Source organism: Flavihumibacter stibioxidans, from assembly GCF_014332695.1.
Lineage (GTDB): Bacteria > Bacteroidota > Bacteroidia > Chitinophagales > Chitinophagaceae > Flavihumibacter > Flavihumibacter stibioxidans.
Genome location: NZ_MBUA01000030.1, coordinates 1 through 21,326, shown reverse-complemented (window position 1 = coordinate 21,326; position 21,326 = coordinate 1). Strand labels below are relative to the sequence as shown.

At 47.9% G+C, this 21,326-nt stretch carries 20 protein-coding genes and 1 tRNA gene; 15 read left to right on the top strand and 6 right to left on the bottom strand.

Translation table 11 applies throughout. The annotated features are described in order from the left end of the window. Nucleotides 1–257: 257 nt before the first annotated feature. The 6 genes from atpG (at nt 258) to BC349_RS18200 (ending at nt 5,996) form a co-directional block, all read left to right on the top strand. Entirely contained in the window at nt 258–1,139 is an 882-nt protein-coding gene (gene atpG, locus BC349_RS18225; protein ID WP_187258229.1) for an ATP synthase F1 subunit gamma, read from the top strand. Nucleotides 1,140–1,281: 142 nt separating this feature from the next. Continuing rightward, on the top strand, nt 1,282–2,097 hold the full coding sequence (scpB, locus tag BC349_RS18220; protein WP_187258228.1) for an SMC-Scp complex subunit ScpB: 816 nt from the start codon (nt 1,282–1,284) through the stop codon (nt 2,095–2,097). Nucleotides 2,098–2,145: 48 nt separating this feature from the next. Further along, complete coding sequence (lysA, locus tag BC349_RS18215) at nt 2,146–3,357, top strand: diaminopimelate decarboxylase (protein WP_187258227.1); 1,212 nt, start codon at nt 2,146–2,148, stop codon at nt 3,355–3,357. A 346-nt stretch (nt 3,358–3,703) separates the two neighbouring features. After that, on the top strand, nt 3,704–3,997 hold the full coding sequence (locus tag BC349_RS18210) for a hypothetical protein (protein ID WP_187258226.1): 294 nt from the start codon (nt 3,704–3,706) through the stop codon (nt 3,995–3,997). A gap of 107 nt (nt 3,998–4,104) precedes the next feature. Further along, the gene (locus BC349_RS18205) at nt 4,105–4,593 is read left to right on the top strand and encodes a DUF4442 domain-containing protein (protein ID WP_187258225.1); all 489 of its coding nucleotides are present in this window, start codon (nt 4,105–4,107) and stop codon (nt 4,591–4,593) included. After that, nucleotides 4,590–5,996 carry an MBL fold metallo-hydrolase gene (locus tag BC349_RS18200; RefSeq protein ID WP_187258224.1) on the top strand — a complete coding sequence of 469 codons (1,407 nt, stop codon included), beginning with the start codon at nt 4,590–4,592 and terminating at the stop codon, nt 5,994–5,996. Before BC349_RS18205 ends, BC349_RS18200 begins: the two co-directional genes overlap by 4 nt. A gap of 3 nt (nt 5,997–5,999) precedes the next feature. Here the strand turns inward: BC349_RS18200 and BC349_RS18195 are convergent, their stop codons facing one another. Both BC349_RS18195 and BC349_RS18190 read right to left on the bottom strand, forming a co-directional pair. After that, nucleotides 6,000–7,169, bottom strand: coding sequence for an O-succinylhomoserine sulfhydrylase (locus BC349_RS18195; RefSeq protein WP_187258223.1), 1,170 nt, complete (start codon nt 7,167–7,169; stop codon nt 6,000–6,002). Nucleotides 7,170–7,210: 41 nt separating this feature from the next. Further along, entirely contained in the window at nt 7,211–7,633 is a 423-nt protein-coding gene (locus BC349_RS18190; protein ID WP_187258222.1) for an OsmC family protein, read from the bottom strand. Between the two features lie 65 nt (nt 7,634–7,698). On the opposite strand from BC349_RS18190, the gene metX reads away from it, so the two are divergent. Further along, on the top strand, nt 7,699–8,715 hold the full coding sequence (gene metX, locus BC349_RS18185) for a homoserine O-acetyltransferase MetX (RefSeq protein WP_187258221.1): 1,017 nt from the start codon (nt 7,699–7,701) through the stop codon (nt 8,713–8,715). A gap of 181 nt (nt 8,716–8,896) precedes the next feature. Here the strand turns inward: metX and BC349_RS18180 are convergent, their stop codons facing one another. Both BC349_RS18180 and BC349_RS18175 read right to left on the bottom strand, forming a co-directional pair. Next, nucleotides 8,897–9,607 carry a LytR/AlgR family response regulator transcription factor gene (locus tag BC349_RS18180; protein ID WP_187258220.1) on the bottom strand — a complete coding sequence of 237 codons (711 nt, stop codon included), beginning with the start codon at nt 9,605–9,607 and terminating at the stop codon, nt 8,897–8,899. A gap of 6 nt (nt 9,608–9,613) precedes the next feature. Then, nucleotides 9,614–10,006: a hypothetical protein gene (locus tag BC349_RS18175; protein WP_187258219.1), complete on the bottom strand. Its 393-nt coding sequence runs from the start codon at nt 10,004–10,006 to the stop codon at nt 9,614–9,616. 41 nt (nt 10,007–10,047) lie between these two features. Here BC349_RS18175 and BC349_RS18170 point away from each other — a divergent pair, with 41 nt between their 5' ends. Beyond that, nucleotides 10,048–12,171, top strand: a complete 2,124-nt coding sequence (locus tag BC349_RS18170; RefSeq protein WP_187258218.1) for an ATP-binding protein — start codon at nt 10,048–10,050, stop codon at nt 12,169–12,171. Nucleotides 12,172–12,218: 47 nt separating this feature from the next. Here BC349_RS18170 and BC349_RS18165 read toward each other — a convergent pair. Beyond that, a tRNA-Glu gene (locus BC349_RS18165) sits at nt 12,219–12,290 on the bottom strand. A gap of 133 nt (nt 12,291–12,423) precedes the next feature. On the opposite strand from BC349_RS18165, the gene gap reads away from it, so the two are divergent. From gap to BC349_RS18140, 5 genes are all read left to right on the top strand, one after another. Then, nucleotides 12,424–13,437: a type I glyceraldehyde-3-phosphate dehydrogenase gene (gene gap, locus BC349_RS18160; RefSeq protein ID WP_187258217.1), complete on the top strand. Its 1,014-nt coding sequence runs from the start codon at nt 12,424–12,426 to the stop codon at nt 13,435–13,437. Between the two features lie 103 nt (nt 13,438–13,540). After that, a complete protein-coding gene (locus tag BC349_RS18155) occupies nt 13,541–14,737 on the top strand; it encodes a phosphoglycerate kinase (RefSeq protein ID WP_187258216.1) in 1,197 nt (398 codons plus the stop codon). A gap of 122 nt (nt 14,738–14,859) precedes the next feature. Beyond that, a complete protein-coding gene (locus tag BC349_RS18150) occupies nt 14,860–15,450 on the top strand; it encodes a LemA family protein (RefSeq protein ID WP_187258215.1) in 591 nt (196 codons plus the stop codon). A gap of 9 nt (nt 15,451–15,459) precedes the next feature. Beyond that, the gene (locus BC349_RS18145) at nt 15,460–15,921 is read left to right on the top strand and encodes a TPM domain-containing protein (RefSeq protein WP_187258214.1); all 462 of its coding nucleotides are present in this window, start codon (nt 15,460–15,462) and stop codon (nt 15,919–15,921) included. Nucleotides 15,922–15,939: 18 nt separating this feature from the next. Continuing rightward, on the top strand, nt 15,940–16,731 hold the full coding sequence (locus BC349_RS18140; protein WP_187258213.1) for a TPM domain-containing protein: 792 nt from the start codon (nt 15,940–15,942) through the stop codon (nt 16,729–16,731). Between the two features lie 113 nt (nt 16,732–16,844). Here BC349_RS18140 and BC349_RS18135 read toward each other — a convergent pair whose 3' ends face one another. Continuing rightward, nucleotides 16,845–19,343: a M1 family aminopeptidase gene (locus BC349_RS18135; RefSeq protein WP_187258212.1), complete on the bottom strand. Its 2,499-nt coding sequence runs from the start codon at nt 19,341–19,343 to the stop codon at nt 16,845–16,847. Nucleotides 19,344–19,459: 116 nt separating this feature from the next. Here BC349_RS18135 and BC349_RS18130 point away from each other — a divergent pair, with 116 nt between their 5' ends. Both BC349_RS18130 and truA read left to right on the top strand, forming a co-directional pair. Continuing rightward, nucleotides 19,460–20,377, top strand: coding sequence for a hypothetical protein (locus BC349_RS18130; protein ID WP_187258211.1), 918 nt, complete (start codon nt 19,460–19,462; stop codon nt 20,375–20,377). Then, nucleotides 20,374–21,123, top strand: coding sequence for a tRNA pseudouridine(38-40) synthase TruA (gene truA / locus BC349_RS18125; protein ID WP_246457058.1), 750 nt, complete (start codon nt 20,374–20,376; stop codon nt 21,121–21,123). Before BC349_RS18130 ends, truA begins: the two co-directional genes overlap by 4 nt. Nucleotides 21,124–21,326: the final 203 nt, after the last annotated feature.

Here is a 21,326-nt window from a genome sequence, read left to right as displayed (position 1 = left end):
TCAGTGCTACAAATCATTTATAGTCAAATTGTCAGGGAGGCAAAGGTACGTTATGCCAGTTGGATTTTAATGGCGAATTCACTATTCGTATTATGTGAAAATGAAATATGAAAATTCAAATCCGGACTGAATATTTTCAGGGTTATTAAGCGTTCATGGTCATAAACCCCGGTTTAACTTACAAATTCTCGCCAATAAGATTAAAATTTCCGCATTTCATTTACCTTTGCGGCCAAATTGAGGAAAAACAGCCTACTATGTCAGGAGCACTTAAAGAGGTCCGCAACCGGATCAAGTCCGTTCAAAGTACCCAGCAGATTACCAAGGCCATGAAAATGGTGAGTGCAGCCAAACTGCGCCGCGCCCAGGATGCCATCATCCAGATGCGTCCCTATGCCAATAAGCTGCAGGAAATGCTGAGTAATATTGTCAGCAATTCGGAAGGGGAAGTGGGTGGTGTCCTGGCCACTGAAAGGGCTGTGGAAAAAGTGCTGCTGATAGTCATAACCAGCGACCGCGGACTGGCTGGTGCGTACAATGCCAATATCATCAAGGCCGCCAAAGCCGCCATTGCAGAGAAGTATAACAACCAGTTTGCCAGGGGTAATGTAAGCATCTGGAATATCGGTAAAAAAGGTTACGAAGCGATGGTGAAAGCCAATTATAATGCTGATGCCTCTTTCAAGGATATTTTCCTGGACCTCCGCTTTGAAACCGTTCAGGCCTGCGCCCAGGCGGCTGTAAAGGCCTTCCAGGACAAGCAGTTTGATGTGGTGGAGATCGTTTACAGCGAATTCAAGAATGCTGCTACCCAACGCTTTGTGGTAGAGCGCTTCCTGCCAATTCCAAAAGTTCAGGCGGGTCCGAAAGCCAAAAAAAGCGATTTTATCTTCGAGCCCAATAAAGACGAACTCATTGCTGAACTCATGCCCAAAATCCTGAATACCCAGCTCTACAAGGCTGTCCTGGATGCCAACGCTTCCGAGCACGGTGCCCGTATGACGGCCATGGACAAGGCTTCCGAGAATGCCAATGAATTGTTGCGTTCACTCAAGATCAGCTACAACCGCGCCCGCCAGGCAGCCATTACTACCGAATTGACAGAGATTGTCAGTGGTGCAGCGGCATTGCAGGGATAAGAGTGTAACCAATTCATCGCTTTTCCACATTGTGAATAACTCCTTTTCCCATATTTAGCATTTTTGAGAAGCTTGCGGCATATTCATTGCAGCCATTATCAGGAAAATCCGGTGATGGATTGGCTACCTCAAAAAGAAGAACATGGAAATCGGAAACATCATACCCCATATAGAAGCGTTGATTTTTGCCAGTGAAAAGCCTCTGGGGGCTTTGGAGCTGACTGATCTCATTAACCAGGCCTTCGGCTTCATGGAAGACAAGATCACCCTTGAGCAGATTGAGGCCGGCATTGAAGGTGTCGTAGAAAAATACTCTTCAGAGTTCTATCCCTTTGAACTGCGTTTCAGTGGTGGCGGATGGCAGTTCCTGACTAAAAAGGAATACCATAAAACCGTGGCCCAGCTCAATGGCGACAAATTCCTGAAGCGCCTCAGTCCGGCTGCCATGGAAACCCTGGCTATTATCGCATACAAACAGCCTATTACCAAGTCGGAGATCGAATCCATCCGCGGGGTCAGCGCCGATTACAGCATCCAGAAACTCCTGGAAAAGGAACTCATCGTCATCAGCGGCAGGAACGAAGAAATGCCGGGTAAACCACTGGTTTATACAACTTCCCGTTCTTTCATGGATTATTTCGGCCTGAACGGCCCTGAAGACCTGCCCCGTATCCGCGAGGTGCTGGCAGAGCAGGCGGTAGAGCCCACTTTGCTGGGTGGCCAGCAGGTGCAGGTGGCTAACGGCGACAGTGAAAACTTTACCGATACGATGGTAGAGACTTTGGAGGATGAAAATTCCATCCTGCTGGTGAGTGAAAACGGAGAATTGCTGGAAGCTACAGAGCAGGAAAATGATGAAGCTTCCCCCGAAATTGATGAAGCAGATGCCTCTCCGGAGCAGGATAACGAAGAAAACAATCCCGGACCGGATAACGGTGATGAGGAGCCGCAGGTGTAAATAAGGCAGAACTGGTGTATATTCGCTCCCATTTGCAAGCAAACACCTATGTCTTATTTATCAAATGAAACCCTTGTGCAACTGGCACAGGAATTCGGAACACCTCTGTACGTTTACAACGCCAACCAGATCAGCGAGCAGCATGAAAAGCTCAAATCTGCGTTCAGCAACTGTAATGCCCGTTTCTTTTATGCCTGTAAGGCTTTGAGTAATATCAACGTCCTTAAATACATTGAGTCACTCGGTGCATCACTCGATTGCGTCAGCATTAATGAGGTGAAACTGGGCCTGAAAGCCGGTTTTACTCCCGATCGTATTTTGTTTACCCCCAACTGTGTTGATTTCGCTGAAATTGATGAAGGCAAACAACTGGGTGTGAATCTCAATATTGACAATATCTCCATACTGGAGCAGTTCGGTACCAAATATGGTGGCAGTTATCCTATCTGCATCCGATTTAATCCGCACATCATGGGTGGCGGCAATTACAAGATTTCCACCGGCCATATAGACAGCAAGTTTGGGATTTCCATTCACCAGTTGCGTCATATTGAAAGGGTTGTAAAAACTACCGGCCTGCATGTAACAGGCATCCATATGCATACGGGAAGTGATATTAAGGATGTGAACGTATTTCTGCAGGGGCTCGAAGTTATGTTCGACCTGGCTACTCATTTTCCGCAACTTGAATTTATTGACCTTGGCAGCGGATTTAAAGTGCCCTACCAGGACGGTGATGTGCAGACCGATATTGTGCTACTGGGAAATAAGGTTACTGAAGCATTCAGGGCCTACCAGAAAGAAACCGGCAAGGAACTGCAGGTGTGGTTTGAACCGGGCAAATTTATGGTCAGTGAATCAGGTTATTTCCTGGTAAAAGCGAATGTGATCAAACAGACCACCGCCACGGTTTTTGTTGGTGTTAACAGTGGCTTTAACCACCTTATCCGCCCGATGTTTTATGATGCTTATCACCGCATTAAAAATATTTCCAACCTGAATGGCAGCGAAAGGATTTACACCGTGGTGGGAAATATTTGTGAAACGGATACTTTTGCCTGGGACCGCACCCTCAACGAAGTGCGCGAAGGTGATTTCCTCGTATTTTATAACGCCGGCGCTTATGGCTTCGAAATGTCATCAAATTTCAATTCCAGGTTTAAACCGGCAGAAGTGCTGGTGCTGGATGGTAAGGCCCACCTTATCCGCAAACGCGATACTTTTGAAGATCTGCTGAAGAACCAGATCGAAGTGCTGTAATATGATCTTCCCAGGTGTCTGACATGTTTGAGGCGTCTGACGTTTAGCATTACGGAATTTCGTGGATCCCAACGTCAGACGCCTTGGGCTCCAGGTGTCTGACGTTGGGATCCACGAATTCAAAGGACGCAAACGTCAGACACCAAACCTTTCGACGTCAGACACCTTTCAATTCTCCCCCAATTCAATGTTTGTAAGCTCATATCAGTATCATGTCAATCATTAAAACAGTTGATTGTGATGCGAATATGCTCCTGAAACCCTTTTCCGGCGGTATTTTCCGGGATATGCCGGCAGTACGGCCGGCCCGATGGTGCTGGCAACTGCATGCAACAATCATGGTAGCATGATGCCCGATTCCGGAGTAGATTTCGGCAGTGGTGATGTCGGAATTCCCTACGGTCAGTCCAATACAAATGCTGCACACACCAGGACTATGCGCAAGGCCAATGGTTTGGGTGATGGAAAACCATGGATCACCGGAAAGGTGTCCGGAATTGATTCGGTTATTCAAGCCAGTTATGATGGTGTAGGGTTGATTACACTGCCTGTTTCGGCCGCTGCAGCCTCTGAAACATTCGATGAAGGTCTCAGCAAAGACCGGGGGCTTTCTAATGTTTCTCCGTTTATTGTTCAATAGTGTTGGAATGGGTGCGTTCCGAAAACCGCGACGAATGGCGCGGTTTTTTGTTTGTTATTGCATAAATTGAGGAAGCGATTTGTTTTCGTCAATAGAACATCACAGGAATGGAAAGTACATCAAAAACGTTTTTCAGCCTTGCAAAGCATCCCCTCAGGTTCAGGCTTTTCCTGCTGGCAAAATTACCAAGTGCCTACTTTGCCGGAGTAAGGGTGTTGCAGGCGGGAGAGGAGTCCTGCAGTGTTTCCGTTCCGTATAAATGGTTTTCAAAAAACCCCTTTCGTTCCACTTATTTCGCCTGTCTGGCAATGGCCGCAGAAATGAGTACTGGTGTACTTTCCATGGCGCATGTATTTAAACGCAAACCCGCGGTGTCCATGTTGGTGACAGGGCTGGAGGCCAAATATTTTAAAAAAGCAACGGGTATTACTGTTTTCACCTGTAATGATGGCCTGGTCATCAGGGGCGCCATAGATGAGGCCGTTTCTACCGGAAATGGACAAACGCTGACAACCAGATCAGTCGGAAAAAACGACCAGGGTGATATAGTAGCTGAGTTTCTGATTACCTGGTCCTATAAACCTAAAACATTATGAAAATTGCATTTCACGGTGCTGCGCGCACTGTTACAGGGTCAAAGCATCTGCTGACCCTTAAAAGCGGACGAAAGATCTTACTCGATTGCGGCATGTTCCAGGGAATGGGACGGGAAACGGATGCCATGAACCGTCACTGGGGCTTTGATCCTGCTGAAGTTGATATACTGGTGCTTTCCCATGCGCATATTGATCACAGTGGCCTGATTCCGAAGCTGGTAAAAGACGGCTTTAACGGCCCGGTTTACTGCACACCTGCCACCCGCGCACTGTCTGCCATATTGCTGGAGGACTCAGCGGAAATTCAGGAGGATGATGTGAAATACATCAATAAGCAGCGGATTGCCAACGGGCAGCACCCCCTAAAACCACTGTACACCGGTGAAGATGTAGAACGCTGTCTGCCCCTCTTTCATGAAGTTGAATATGGGAACTGGTTCAAAATCGATGATGGAGTGGAACTGATGTATACGGATGTGGGGCATATCATTGGCAGTGCGGCAGTTCACCTCAGGGTTAAAGAAGACGGGAAAGCAGAACAACTTACATTCAGTGGCGATGTGGGCAGGTACAGGGACGTCATCCTGCGTTCACCGGAGGATTTTCCGCAGGCCGATTATATCATCCTGGAATCCACTTACGGAAACAGCCTGCATGAACTTCATACCACCACTCCGGATCACTTGCTGGAGTGGATCGAAAAAGTGTGTATCGGGCGTGGGGGTAAACTGATCATCCCCGCTTTCAGTGTCGGTCGTACACAGGAAATACTGTATTCACTGAACCAACTGGAAGTGGAAAGGCGCCTGCCTGAACTGGATTATTTTGTTGACAGCCCGCTCAGTATTGAAGCAACGGAAATGGTTAAACGCTATCCCCAATACTTCAACAAGCGAATTCAGACCCTGCTGGAAACAGACAGCGACCCATTCCGTTTTAACGGGCTTAAATATGTCAAGACCGTCGAAGAATCGAAACTGCTCAATTTCAGCAGTAAGCCCTGCGTCATTATTTCTGCAAGTGGTATGGCCGATGCCGGCAGGGTAAAGCACCATATCAGCAATAATATTGAAAACAGCCACAATGGCATCCTGATGGTTGGCTATTGCGAACCAAATTCATTGGGGGGAAGGTTGATGGCCGGAAAGAAAGAAGTGTCCATTTTTGGTGTCGGTCATGAAGTACATGCCGAAATAGGCTCTATCAGAAGCATGAGTGCACATGGTGATTATGAGGACCTGAGCCAGTGGCTGGCCTGCCAGGATCCCAAAATGGTTAAAAAGCTTTTCCTCGTGCATGGAGAATACGATGTCCAGGACCAGTTCAAGCAACGCCTGGTACGCAAAGGGTTCCAGGATGTGGAAATTCCCGAAAGGCACTGGGAGGTAGGCCTTTCGGGTTAGGGGTTAAGTTGATACTTTTTCCAACGCCTGCAGGATGTCCTGCAGGATGTCTTCCTTTCTCTCCAGCCCGACTGATATCCTGATCAGGCCGGCACTGATACCCACCGCTGCCCTTTCAGCTTCGGTAAGCTTGGCATGGGTGGTGCTGGCCGGGTGGGATGCTATGCTCCGCGTGTCACCAAGGTTGGCTGACAAGGATAACATCCTTAATGCATTGAGGAAATTCCTTCCGGCATCAATTCCGCCTTTAAGTTCAAAACATACAATGCCTCCTCCATTTGACATTTGTTTTTGGGCGATGGCATATTGCGGGTGTGACGGCAATTGAGGATATTTTACCAGGCTCAGTCTGGCATGACCTTCCAGTTGTTGTGCCAGGTAGAACGCATTGGAAGCGTGTCTTTCCATCCGCACATCAAGCGTTTCAAGACTCTTGCTTAGCAGCCATGCATTAAACGGCGACAAGGATGGCCCCGTGCTTCGGCAGAAAAGGTAGACATCCTTGATGAGTTCTTTTTTACCCAATACTACTCCGCCCAAAACCCTCCCCTGTCCATCCAGCCACTTTGTGGCAGAATGGATCACCAGGTCGGCCCCGAAATCTGCCGGCCGCTGGATTACAGGCGTCGCAAAGCAGTTGTCAACCACCAGGATCAGCCCGTGTTTTTTCGCCAAACTGCTCAGGGTCTCCATATCAATGATCTCCAGGGCAGGATTGGTAGGCGTTTCGACATATATCATCCGGGTTTCAGGCCTGATTGCTTCTTCCCAGGCAGCCATGTCGCCGGCGTCCACATAACTGTGACTGATGCCGTATTTCGGAAGGTATTTGGTTATTACTGTGTGTGTGCTGCCAAAAATACTACGGCAACTCAGCAGGTGGTCTCCCTGCTTCAGGAAGGTCATAAAACTGGCAAAAATGGCACTCATGCCCGATGCGGTCGCAAATCCGGCTTCCGTTCCCTCCAGAGCGCACATCCGGTCTACAAATTCCTGCACGTTCGGGTTACTGAAACGACTGTAAATATTGTCATCGGTTTCATCTGCGAAAGCGGCCCTCATCTCCTCCGCATTGTCAAAACAAAAACTGCTGGTCAGGAACATGGGTTGAGAATGTTCCATTTCATTTGTGCGATCAATCTGGGTCCTGATTGCCTTTGATATTGGATGCATAACTGGATGTATGATTTTTAGTGGCTGATAGCTGAAATCCCTTACTGCCCAATCCTTACTTCCCAGTGGATCTCACAACCGCCCCGGCGCAGGGTTTCCGCAACGGAACAATACTTGTCCATCGATAACTGGGCGGCACGATTGGCCTTGTCCACATCAATTTTTCCCGACAGGCTAAAAACTATGGTGGCCGATTTCCAGAGTGCAGGCTCCTTTCCGGTTTCCCGTTCGGCTTCAATGTGCATGGAAAAATGACTGATTTCCTGTCGTTGCTTTTTCAGGATGCTTACCACATCAATGCCACTGCAACCACCCAGTCCCATCAGTAATAATTGCATGGGACGTACCCCGTAATTGGTGCCGCCTGTTTCCGGACTGGTATCAATCCTTACCTTATGGCCATAAGCATCGCTGGCTTCAAATCCATAATCTCCTGATTGACGGATAATATCAATTTTAATCATATCTGGTCAGTAATTTTTTCTGAATAAGCAACAAAGGTAACGGTGGGAGGGTTTATTTTGCAGTTATGCTTCATCGATTTGTATCACAAAAGCCCTTTCACCTGGAAAATGGCAGCGTCCTGCCCGGGATCGAAATTGCTTATCATACCTACGGAAAACTTAATGAATCGGGCTCAAATGTGGTCTGGGTCTGCCATGCATTGACTGCAAATGCCGATGTTGAATCCTGGTGGCCTGGGCTGGTAGGACCCGGATGTACCATCAATCCGGATGACCATTTTATTGTTTGCGCCAATATCATTGGATCCTGCTACGGTAGCAGCGGCCCGCTGTCACAAAATACCGAAACCGGAACTCCATACTATAACCGGTTTCCGGTGGTAACCATCCGGGACATGGTAAATGCTCATATCCTGTTGCGCAGGCACCTGAATATATCTACTGTTTCCCTTCTGATGGGTGGCAGCATGGGTGGCTACCAGGTTCTGGAATGGGCGATCAGCGAGCCTTCAATTGTCCAAAAACTTTTCCTGATTGCAACTTCTGCGGCGGAAAGCGCCTGGGGAATCGCTATTCACGAAGCTCAGCGGATGGCAATAGAAGCCGACCCTTCCTGGAAAGAGGATTCTGAGAAAGCCGGGGCAGCCGGATTAAAGGCGGCGAGGGCCATTGGCATGCTTACCTACCGCAATTATACCGCCATGATTCAGCAGCAGCAGGACCCCGACGCAGATAAAACAGACAATTTCAAAGCGGCCTCCTATATGCGCTACCAGGGTGAAAAACTGGTAAACAGGTTTAATGCACAATCTTACTGGCTGTTGACCAAGAGCATGGACAGTCATAATATATCAAGGGGGAAAGGTGGTTCCATTCCGGAGGTGTTGAACGGAATTGGCCAGCCGACCCTGGTAATGGGCATCACCAGTGATCTCTTATGCCCCGTAATTGAACAGCAAAAGATATCTGCTGCCATGCCCCGGGCCACTTATATTGAAATAGATTCAATGTTCGGTCACGATGGTTTTCTGGTGGAAGCGAACCTGATTGGGAAATACCTGAAAAACTGGTTACAGGGGTGATCCTGGGGAAACCTGCCGGAGAATGGGCTCTTACCGTCCAGAGTGAAAGCCCATTCTCAGGTTTCTGGTAGTGAAAAATTGACGGGAATTACAACCTGATGCTAAGATGCGCCGGTCTTTCCGCTTCTGCAATTTTATTAGATGAACGCATCCTTTTTGCCGGTGAATGGTCTGTACCAAACTATTGCAGGATCCGGATCTGGTTCAGCACCTTTGTTTTATTGGATTTGCTGACTGGTACTAGATGGCCTTCAATGCTGGCATTATTATCCCGGAAATCATTCAGCTTGTCAATATTGATAATGTAGGAACGGTGAACCTGACAGAAAATATCGGGGTTTATCTGAGATAACAGCTTTTTCATGCTGTTGTGTGTAATGTATTTTTTGTCTTTGGTGACAAAGCGGACATAATCTCCCATGCTTTCAATATACAGGATTTCAGAGCTTTTCAGTTTCACCAGCTGACCGTTGCACCTAATAAAGATATCTTCTTCTAAGGGCGACTTTTCTGCCGGGATTGCTGCCTTGATGGGTGCTGAAGCGGGCGTTATCTTTTCAATTGCTTCCCTGAAACGCTGGTAAGTATATGGTTTTTTCAGGTAGTCGGTCACATGGTACTCAAATGCGGTAAAGGCATACCCGGTGTCTGCCGTTGTCATAATCACATGCGGTTTGCAACTAAGCTGATCAAGCAGGTCAAAGCCGCTGGGGCCCGGCATTTCAACATCCAGGAAAACAAGGTCAACTTTATTCGACTGCAGGAAATGCCCGGCAGCAATGGCGTCGGGGAAATGGTGCAGTAAACGGATATTGCCGGAACGTTCACAGAATTTTTTCAGGATATCGGCGGACATTGGCTGGTCTTCAACAATAATGGCGGTAATTAACATAGGAGATCATTGCAAATAGGTTTTCAATCGGGTTGCTTCCAGTTCGAGCAGGTTAAGTCCCACTTCCATCTGTTGGATAAGTCGCTGGTAGGATTCTGTCAGGTTTTCCCTGGCCGGACGCCGGCCGCAGAAATCTTCAAATACCTGCACATGTTGCTGCCAGAAATGCAGTCCGGCAAATCCCCATAGCGGTTTAATGCGATGAAAGCGTTGCCTCAGGCTTTCTGCATCGCCAATGTCAGCAAAAGGTTTGCTTAGTTCAATTTCATTGTTAATCTGCTTCCTGGCTGTATCGAAAATTTCAGCAATGGCATACAGGTCGTTATCATGGACCTCCAGCAGGAAGTCCTTGTCAAACACCGCACTGAATTCGTAAGTAAATGGTGTGGTTACCGGCATAGGATACAATTTTGGACTATAGCAATCGTTTATTCTTCAATATGAAAACGAAATACCTGAGCAGTGTAGTATTCCCGGTCATAAAATTTTGGGATCAGCTGGCCGAGGATTTTTACGAAAGGCAGCGGAAAGCAGGCATAACACCCCTGAAATCCCTTACGGAAATAGGTATTGGGGTAACGGCACTCAATGTTCTGCTAAGCTATTGGGTAAGCCAGTATGGCAGTGCACTCGTATTTTTACTGGCCTGTACCGGGCTGATGAGTGCGTATCTTATGCGGCTCTATAATCGTGAAACACAGGCAAAATGGCTGGTAATCGGTACCATTAATGCCACCTTGTTCATGGCCTGCTATTTTGCAGGTCTTAAAACCGGAACTTACCTCTATTATTTTCCGGTGATTTTCTCACTGGTATTCCTGATCGATAGCAGGATCAGCCAGGAGCTGATTGTAACAGAAGCCATCACCATGACATTCCTCGGGTTGACATTTATCTTTTCTCCCTATGAAATACAGAGTCCTGATCCCACTGCCAACGGTTTTCACTATTCCTTTAGGATTAACCTGTCCCTGTCTCTGATCTTCACCGCCATTGTCGGTTATTCGATCCTTAAGACCCTTGGGGTTAAAGAGCAGGAAATGGTAAGTGAGAAGGAATTTGCCGATACAATCTTTAATACATCCCTTGATGCCAGTTTTATTATAGACCTGGATGATGAATCGGTAGTGGACTGCAACCAGCGCGTATTGGAATTGTTCGGTTTCGATAGTAAGGAAGCAGTAAGGGAACACACCGTTGGCAAACTTTTAGGGCGGGAGGCTTTGAATGTTGTCAGGTCATTTAAAATTCGCGACAATTCCACCATGGTTCCATGGATGAGTAATATGGAATTTGAACACCTCGACGGAATGCCGATTTATGCGCATACAAACATTGTTCAGTTTAAACACCAGGGGAAGCGCTTCGTTAAAATGAGTATACTGGATATTACCCAGATACGCATAGCCGAAGTGGAAACCCTGAAAGCAAAGGAGAAGGCCGAAAGGGCCGCAATGGTTAAATCGCGCTTTCTTTCCAATATGAGCCATGAATTAAGGACCCCATTGAATGCGATCATTGGTACCACGAACCTGATGCTGCAGGAAACCACAACAGGATCACAGAAGCCAATGCTGGATGTGTTGAAGGATTCTTCCGAGCATATGCTGCAGCTTGTGAATGATGTGCTTGACTACAGTAAGCTGGAGGCAGATAAGATGGAGCTTGAAAAAGTTCCTTTTGTGCTTCCGGGCCTCCTGCAGAAACTCGGAAGGGTCTTCCAGCCGGAAGTTGTATCCCGCGGATTACAGTTCGAAGTGGAATCAGACCTGCCTGCTGGAATTACTGTCATGGGGGATGAACTAAGGTTAAACCAGGTGTTGAATAATCTCCTTTCCAATGCCCTGAAATTTACAGAGAAAGGCCAGGTGACATTATCGGCAAAGACCATCATTCATTCACGCGATGCCATAAATATCCAGTTTTCGGTTGTGGATACAGGTATCGGCATACCCAGGGAAAAGCAACACAGGATTTTTGATAAATTCTACCAGACAGATGCAAGGACCACCCGCAAATATGGCGGATCGGGACTGGGGCTGGCTATCAGTAAATATCTTGTTTCGCTGATGGGTGGGGAACTGCAGGTGCAAAGCGCACCAAGAAAGGGCTCCTGCTTTTCCTTTACTATTCAATTGCCGGTACAGGGTGTTTCTGAGCTTTCAGGAAACCCCGCGGTTGCTGAGGAAAGAACCTGCCTGGATGGAATGAGGATACTCGTTGCTGAGGATAATCCGATCAATATGATGGTGGTTAAAAAATTCCTTGAAAAATGGGGCGTTACGCTTACTACGGCTGTTAACGGATTAGAAGCCCTTGAAGCCATCCGCCGGCAGCCATTTGATCTGCTGCTGGTTGACCTTGAAATGCCATTGATTGATGGGGCCGGAGTGGTCGCTGTGGTACGCAAGGAATTTCCCAAAACCCCGGTGATTGCGTTTACTGCGGCAGTATATGAAAACATGATGGAGGATCTCTATCACAAGGGCTTTAATGATTTCCTGCCCAAACCTTTCCGCCCGGATGACCTGAAGGATAAAATCATTAAATACAAAGCAGCCTGATAAAATGATAAATGAAAAAAGGATGTCGATTGACATCCTTTTTCTTGTACCGCGTACGGGAATCGAACCCGTCATTCATCCGTGAAAGGGATGCGTCTTAACCGATTGACCAACGCGGCATTTCCCTTTTGGGAGTGCAAAGATAGGGAGCGATTTATTTCTACCAAAAAAAATTCGAAAATTTTTATTGCCCCTTCCAAATAGTAACTTAGCGCCGCATTTAATTTAAAACCAAATCACAAAATTGACATTATGAGCACTGTAAAAGTTGCCATCAACGGTTTCGGTAGGATCGGAAGACTGGTTTACCGCCAGATATATAACATGCATGGAATTGATGTAGTTGCGATCAATGACCTCACATCCCCGGCTGTATTGGCACATTTGCTGAAATACGACAGCGCCCAGGGCCGTTTTGATGCCGATGTAAAGGCAACAGCCGACGCCATCCTTGTAAACGGTGATGAAATAAAAATATATGCGCAGAGAGATCCTTCACAAATTCCCTGGGGTAACCATGGTGTTGATGTAGTGATTGAAAGCACGGGTTTCTTTGCTGACAAGGACAAAGCCGCAGCCCACCTTACTGCCGGCGCCAAACGCGTGGTGATCTCAGCCCCGGCAACCGGCGATCTCAAGACTGTGGTGTACAATGTTAACCACAGTATCCTCGATGGTTCTGAGCAAATCATCTCCTGTGCTTCATGTACCACTAACTGCCTGGCCCCGATGGCTAAAACCCTGAATGATAATTTCGGAATCGTTATCGGCAGCATGACTACCGTACATGCTTATACGAATGATCAGAATACACTGGATGCACCACATCCCAAAGGTGATCTGCGCCGTGCCCGTGCTGCAGCATCCAATATCGTTCCCAACAGCACCGGCGCCGCAAAAGCTATCGGCCTGGTATTGCCTGAACTGAAAGGAAAACTGGATGGCGGCGCCCAGCGTGTTCCAACCATCACCGGTTCCCTGACCGAACTGACCACTGTTCTCGGTAAAAAAGTATCTGTAGAAGAAGTTAACGCAGCTATGAAAGCAGCCAGCAATGAAAGCTTCGGTTATACTGAAGATGAAATTGTGAGCAGCGATGTTATAGGTATCCATTATGGTTCCCTCTTTGATGCCACCCAAACCAAAGTGGTTACGGTTGGTGATCAGCAACTGGTTAAAACCGTAAGCTGGTACGATAACGAAATGAGCTACGTTAGCCAGCTCGTTCGCACCGTTAAATACTTTGCAGGACTGATCTCCAAATAAAATTCAAAAGCGGGTTATGCCCGCTTTTTTTCGGTTCCCCGCAGATTCACCCATCCAGCCCGGATGGATGGCTGCCGGTACCTGTATTTTTAAATCTAATTGTATGAGTAAATTCAGTCAATACTCTTTTGCAGGGCAAACTGCACTGATCAGGGTAGATTTCAACGTTCCCCTGAATGCCAGTTATGAGATCACAGATGATACCCGCATGCGTGCAGCAGTACCCACTATTCAGAAAATCCTGAAAGATGGCGGCAAAGTGATTCTGATGAGCCACCTGGGAAGACCCAAAGACGGCCCCACCGAAAAATATTCCCTGAAACATCTGGTTGATCACCTTGGCAAACTGCTGGACGGCGCTCCTGTTTCATTTGCCACGGACTGCATCGGTGAAATTGCCACCAATGCGGCCGCTTCCTTACAACCCGGCAGTGTGCTTCTACTTGAAAACCTCCGTTTTTACAAAGAAGAAGAAAAGGGTGATGAAGCTTTTGCTGAGAAGTTGTCCAGACTCGGTAATGTTTATGTAAACGATGCTTTTGGTACTGCACACCGCGCACATGCTTCCACTGCCGTGATCGCCAAATTCTTCCCGGCAGATAAAAAGATGTTCGGCCTCCTGATGGAAGGGGAAGTGAGCAGTGCTGAAAAAGTCTTACACCAGGCAGAGAACCCATTCACTGCCATTATTGGCGGGGCCAAAGTGTCTGACAAGATCCTCATTATAGAAAACCTGCTGGAGAGGGCTACCGATATCATTATCGGCGGAGGAATGGCTTATACCTTTAAAAAAGCCCAGGGTGGCAAAATCGGCAACTCCCTTTGTGAAGACGATCGGCTGGAGATGGCTGTTAGCCTGCTGAAGAAAGCGGCTGAAAAGGGAGTGAATATTCATCTTCCTTCAGACTCAGTAATTGCAGACAAGTTTGACGCAAACGCCGATACTAAAACAGCCAAGAGTGATGATATACCTGATGGCTGGATGGGACTGGATATTGGTCCGGATGCCCGTGAGGCATTTGCTGGTGTAATCAAAAGGTCCAAAACCATTCTCTGGAACGGTCCCATGGGAGTGTTTGAAATGGAAAAATTCCAGAAAGGAACCAAAGCCATTGCGGATGCGGTGGCTGAAGCTACCGGTGCCGGCGCTTTCTCACTGGTAGGCGGCGGTGATTCCGTAGCTGCGGTTAACCAATTCGGTTATACCGAAAAAGTAAGTTACGTTTCAACCGGTGGTGGCGCCATGCTGGAATATTTTGAGGGTAAAGTATTACCGGGAATTGCCGCGGTGAATGCCTGAGCATTCAAGGTAAACCACTAATTAATCGTGTACGAATAATAAATTCAATGGGGCACCCAACCAGGTGCCCCATTTTTTTGTCTTGATTATTGTACTTTTAAAGCACAACTAAAATTTCGGCAATGAACACGAAAAATCTTATCATCATCATTATTCTTGGCGTTGTACTGTTATTTGGCTTTCGTGCCTGCAGTGGTTACAACAATATGGTGAGCCTCGATGAAAATGTGAAAAATAAATGGGCGAACGTTCAAAGTGATTACCAGCGCAGGTCGGACCTGATTCCCAACCTGGTTTCAACTGTGAAAGGGGCAGCAAATTTTGAACAGGAAACGCTTACCAAAGTAATCGAAGCCAGGTCTAAAGCAACCCAGGTTCAGGTGGATCCGACCAATATTACTCCGGAAAAACTGGCAGAATTTCAGCAGGCTCAGGCCGGGGTTAGCAGCGCTCTCGGCAGGTTGCTCGCTGTGGTAGAGAATTATCCCGACCTGAAGGCCAACCAGAATTTCCGTGACCTGCAGGCCCAACTGGAAGGAACGGAAAACAGGATCAAGGTTTCCCGTAATGATTTCAACGCGGCAGTGCAGCAATACAACAGTACCGTACGCACTTTCCCCAATAATATTTTTGCCGGCATGTTTGGATTCAGGACCAAGGATGGTTTCCAGGCCGAAGCAGGCGCGGAGAAGGCTCCACAGGTTCAATTTTAATCATCAGGCATGGGATTATTTTCTTTTTGGAAAAAAAACAACTTCCTTACTGCGGATGAATCCGCCCGGGTCATTCAGGCCATCCGGGAGTCGGAAACAAAAACCAGCGGGGAGGTGAGGGTATTCATAGAAAGCCGTTGTCGTTATGTGAACCCTCTCGACCGGGCAGCTGAAGTATTCTGGAGCCTGAAAATGGATCATACCCAGGAGCGAAACGCAGTACTGGTTTATGTTGCCACAAAAGATCACCAGGTGGCCATTTTGGGCGACGACGGCATCCATAAAATAGCAGGACCTGAATTCTGGAAAAATGAACTGTCACAGGTCATTCACCACTTCAAAGAGAATGCCTACGCGGATGGGCTTGTCCTTGCCATTAACGATATAGGACACCTGCTTCAGGATCATTTTCCCTATAAACCAACGACCGATAAAAATGAGCTGCCCGATGACATCGTATTTGGGGATTAACGCTCATAGCATGTTTATATGAATCGAATTATTGTACTGTTATTGGTTCTTGCAGCCTCACTTCCTCTGGCGGCACAAAGGGTTTTACCCAAACCCAGTCCCGCCAGGCTGGTTAATGATGCAGCAGGACTTCTTACCCCTGACCAGAAAGCTTCACTCGAAGCGAAGCTGGTGGCATACGACGACAGTACATCCAACCAGATTGCTGTGGTTACCGTCCCAACCCTGAATGGACTGGAACCGATCGATTATGCCACAGAACTTGGCCGCGAATGGGGGGTAGGCGGAAAAGAGTTTAACAACGGAATTATTATCCTTATTTCCACCGGCCAGGGGGAAGGTGAAAAACGGAAGGTTTTCATTGCGCCAGGTTATGGTTTGGAGGGCGCCATTCCCGATATCACTGCCAAACAAATCGTGGAAACCGAAATGATCCCCAACCTCCAGGCCGGAAACTACTATCGGGCGCTTGATGAGGCCACCAGCGCGCTGATCAGGGCCGCAGCGGGTGAATACAAGGCGCCGGAAGGCTACAATAAACGAGGCAGGCAAAAGGGGATGCCACTTGGTTTAATCATTATCATCATAGTGATTGTCCTGCTTGTAATGTCACGCGGCGGCGGCAGCAATGGCGGTATGATGAGCCGCAGGGGCTACCGGCGCTGGAACAATGTGCCACCCATCATTTTCCCGGGTAGCGGTGGCTGGTCCGGTGGTGGAGGTGGTGGCTGGTCCGGTGGCGGCGGAGGCGGGTTCGGTGGATTCGGCGGTGGCAGTTTCGGCGGCGGCGGTGCCGGCGGTGACTGGTAAATTTTTTAATGCAAATGGCCATTTAATAAAAGCGATCCAATGCTTTTGTTAAATGGCCATTTTATTTCGTTTGATGATTCCCGCCGATCTGGTGGGAAAGGAATCAGTTAGAATCAGAAACCTTTTTTATCACCGCTTCTTTTCAGTTTGATGTATTCCACCAGTTCCTGCGCATCGGAACCTTTTTTCTGCCAGGCATTCTGAACACCCTGCAGAATCATATTATTGATAAACGCGTCAAACTGCGTACGATAAGGTGCCGGAACTGCTTCACGGAAATGCACGATCTGGTCCACACCAGTTTTTACCTTATCAGCAGAATTGGTTTTTGCCAGCAGTTGACCGTATGGCTGCAGGATTTCTACTTTTTCCTGGGAGAGAGGCATTTGCGCAAAGGCTTTGTTAATGGCATCAACAGATTCCTCAATGCCATTTTCCGCGGCCACGGTTGTCAGGGAAACTACCAGCGCACCTTTCACCGGCTGTTTGGCGAGTTGTTTCGCCGCTTCAACAGCCGCCGCATTATCCACCCCTGCCAGTGCTTCAAGCGATTTGCCGGCCACACTGTAGGATGAGTCTTTAATGCCGGCTTTATAAACGGCAGTATATGCAGCGTTATCATAGGCCGTAAGTAATCCAATCGCCTGTGCCCTTACAGTCGCCCTGGGATCCTTTGCGGCAAGCTCTGCAACTGTTTTCTCTGCCGATGATTTAATGGCCGGATTCTTAAGGTCAAGCTTTTCCAGCGCCAGGATTCTCAGTCCATGATAAGGATCCTTTATGGCTTGCAGCATCAGGTTTTGCGCAATGGTCTCAGATTGCTTTCCTGCGGCATATTCGATGGCTTCGCGACGATCAAGGTAATTGCCGGCATGTTTGTACTGGTAAACATATTGCCCCAGCGTTTTTTGGTCTTTCTTTTCTGCCAGTAATATTTTATCGCCATCCACATTAACCAGGTCGGGGCGCTGTTTGTAGGAAAAACTGAAACTATCTGCCCTGGAGTTCATCTCAACAGTATACCTGGACTTTTTGCCACCCTCATAAATATCAATGGCAAATGGAAGCCTGAAAACTTTTTCGCCCTCCTGCGTTTGCTTTACAATCACGGTTACCTTACCGGCTGCATCATCAAATTTGTAGCTGATATCTAATTTAGGGTGACCATTACCGTAATACCACTGGTTGAAGAACCAGTTCAGGTCGCGCCCGCTGATTTCTTCGAAAGCAAGTCTCAGCTGGTGGGCTTCCGCGGCCCTGAACCTGTTTTCCGTCAGGTATTTGTTCAGGCCCTTGAAGAATGCACTGTCGCCGAGATGGTTTCTCAGCATGTGCAGGATCCTGCCGCCTTTCTGATAGCTGACAGCATCGAACATATCCTCCTTGTCGTGGTAATGAAAACGCGCCAGGTTTTTGGAGGCGTTTTCAGGATTACTGAGGTAAGATTGCATGGCAGAATAACCCGCAGCATCTCCTGCGTCCTTGCCATACTTGTATTCGTTCCAGAGCGTTTCGCTGTAGTCTGCAAATGATTCGTTCAGGGTAAGGTTGCTCCAGCTTTCAGCTGTTACATAATCACCAAACCAGTGATGGAACAATTCATGCGCAATCACATCTTCCCAGCGGTTGCCATCAACCAGTTCACGTGCATCCTGCTGGGCGCTTTCCTGGTGCAGGGTGGCCGTGGTATTTTCCATGGCGCCGCTTACATAGTCGCGGCCGACAATCTGGGCATATTTTACCCAGGGATATTCAATGCCGGTGACCTTTCCGAAGAAGGCCATCATTTCCGGCGTGTGCCCAAAGATGCGGCGGGCAACGGATTCGTATTCCTTCTCTACATAATAGCTTACCTCTTTTCCTTTGTAGCTGTCTTTTACAACAGCGTAGTCGCCCACTCCCATGAAGAAAAGATAGGGCGAATGCGGCAGGTCCATTTTCCAGTGATCCGTGCGGGTGCCGTCAGCATTCTTTTTCTGCGAGATGAGTTTGCCATTGCTGAGGGTTACGTATTTGTCAGGCACCGTCATCATAATTTCTTCGGTGGTTTTCTGACCCGGACGGTCAATGGTAGGACACCATACCGAAGTGGCTTCGGTTTCACCCTGGGTCCAGATCTGGGTCGGTTTTGTCTTATCCTCACCCTTCGGATTGATAAAATAAAGTCCCTTCGCATCGGTGATGGCGGCGCTTCCCTTCACCTTTAATTCATCTGGTTTGGCAACATAATCTATGTATACCGTATAGTTCTCATTCCTTTTGTAGGTCTTGTTGAGCTGGATCCGGAGGTTCATTCCATCGTACTGGTATTTGAGCGGGGTGTTTTTCCCCCCGGCATTTAGTGCAACGGTTTTTATATCCATCCCCTTTGCATCCAGGTTTAAGGAATCGGTGGGATAGAAATGAGGCTGGAGGGTAATCCATGCTTTTCCCAACAGGTAAGATTTGCTATAGTCAAATCGCGCATCCAGTTTGGTATGCACCAGGTTGTTGATCCGGGTTGGTGTTTCACGATAGACATCCATCGCTTTATCGTCTTTTTGCCCCTGCACTTGCGCATATGTGCTGAATACGGCCAGCATGCACAGCGAACTGATAAATCCTTTTTTCATACTTGTATTTTAGCCGGGTAAATTTATTGGAACATATTGTATTACTGTCATAAAAAAGTATGAAAGGTTGGGAAGGGCCGGTTTCACTAGATTTGTCTAATAATTCAGGGGGCTTCATGAAATATCTGTTGCTGATTTTGGGGGTGTTTTTTTATCCGGGAATAGCCATGCCGCAATCTTCCGGATTCATCTACATTGAGTCGGAGCCATCCCGCCCTTTTTACCTGCGAACCCTTGACAGCCTTTACGTTTCTTCATCCGGTAATTATATAATCCTGGCGCCATTGGGGCAACTGAAAGGCGATATAATCGTAGGTTTTCCGGGAAGGCAGCAGGCGGCGTTTGTGTTCACCCTGCCCGATACCACTACCGACCGGGGCCTGGTTTTAAGAGACATGCGGCAGGAGGGATGGCGACTGGTAGATTGGCGTAACAATGAACCCCTCATTACCCGTCGCCTTGGCCGGCAGGAAGACGAATATGCCGGGATGTACCGCAGAAGCGACGCCTTTGCTGTAAGGCTTTCCCAGGTGGTAAATGACAGTTCTGTGCTCTTCTATTCAAAAGCAGTGGTCAGGAAAAATGAAACAGCCCTAAGTAAAACCGAGGCAGGGATAGTGGAAAAGACGGCGATTGGCGGACCAAGGCCGATTGCGGAGACCCGCAAGGTGCAACCTGGTTCCGAATTGTCCGGACAGGCTGAAATTGCAGCACCAATAAAAAGTGGAAATGCAGATACTGCTCTTTCAGGGGAGCTGGTAAAAAGCAATACGGAAGCTGTGCCCCTCAATAGCATTGTAACTGCAGGAACGCAGGCAAAAGACAGTACTGGTAAGGCCGACATGCATCTTAAGCCTGTGGGCGCTTTGCCCGGAGCAGGCGAATCTGGTAAAAAGGATCTGACGCCTGTGCGATTGATAAGCAGAAAGGATACCGGCAAAACCTGGGTGCTGGTCTATGAGGTCAGGGAGGGCAATACAATTGACAGGGTAGAAGTGGAGATCGATAAGGATCGTGTTACATTCGCACCATGATGAGGTATTTTATTGAGGTAGCCTATAAAGGAACATCCTACGCCGGATTCCAGCGGCAGGAAAATGCGCATACCGTGCAGGCTGAACTGGAAAAAGCTTTGTCCACCATTTTCAGGGTTCCTCTCTTATTAACGGGCTCCTCCCGCACTGATGCCGGTGTTCATGCCAGGCAGAACTATTTTCATTTCGATACGGAGATTGAATTGACAGACCGTTCTGTGTACAACCTGAATGCACTACTGCCCCATGATCTTGCGGTAAATGGCCTTTACCGGATGCCTGAATCTGCTCACAGCAGGTTTGATGCCATCAGCCGCGAATACCGTTATTACCTGTATACCCGTAAGACTCCCTTCCTGTATGACCGGGCTTATTATTTCCCTTATGTGCTGGATATGGAAAGCATGCGGGCTGCGGCTTCCATCCTGAAGGAATATCGCGATTTTACCAGTTTCAGCAAACGCAATACCCAGGTAAAAACTTTTTTATGTACCCTGCATGAAAGTGAATGGATCGAGACAGGGGAAGGCTTCCATTATTACGTGAAGGGAAATCGTTTCCTGCGGGGCATGGTGCGGGCATTAACAGCCACCATGTTAAAGGTGGGTCGGGGTAAGATTAGCCTGGACGAATTCCGCGCCGTGATCGAAGCCCGTGATTGCACCCTGGCGGATTTTGCCGTTCCTGCACATGGCTTGTTCCTGGAGCGGGTGAATTATCCGGAGGATTATTTTGGCCGGATCTGACCCATTTCCTGCTCTGTCCCTGTGCTGAAGGAGGTTTTACCTGAAACCTGTTTGGTGGAAGGAATCTGTATTTCTCATGGCGTGTTTGAGTGTGAAAGGACTTAAGCCGGGCCTGAAAAGCGGGTGCTGAACACATGAATTATTCACCTGTTTTTAAAAAGATTTGGTTGTTTAGGAAAAACGCTGTTACCTTTGCACCCCGC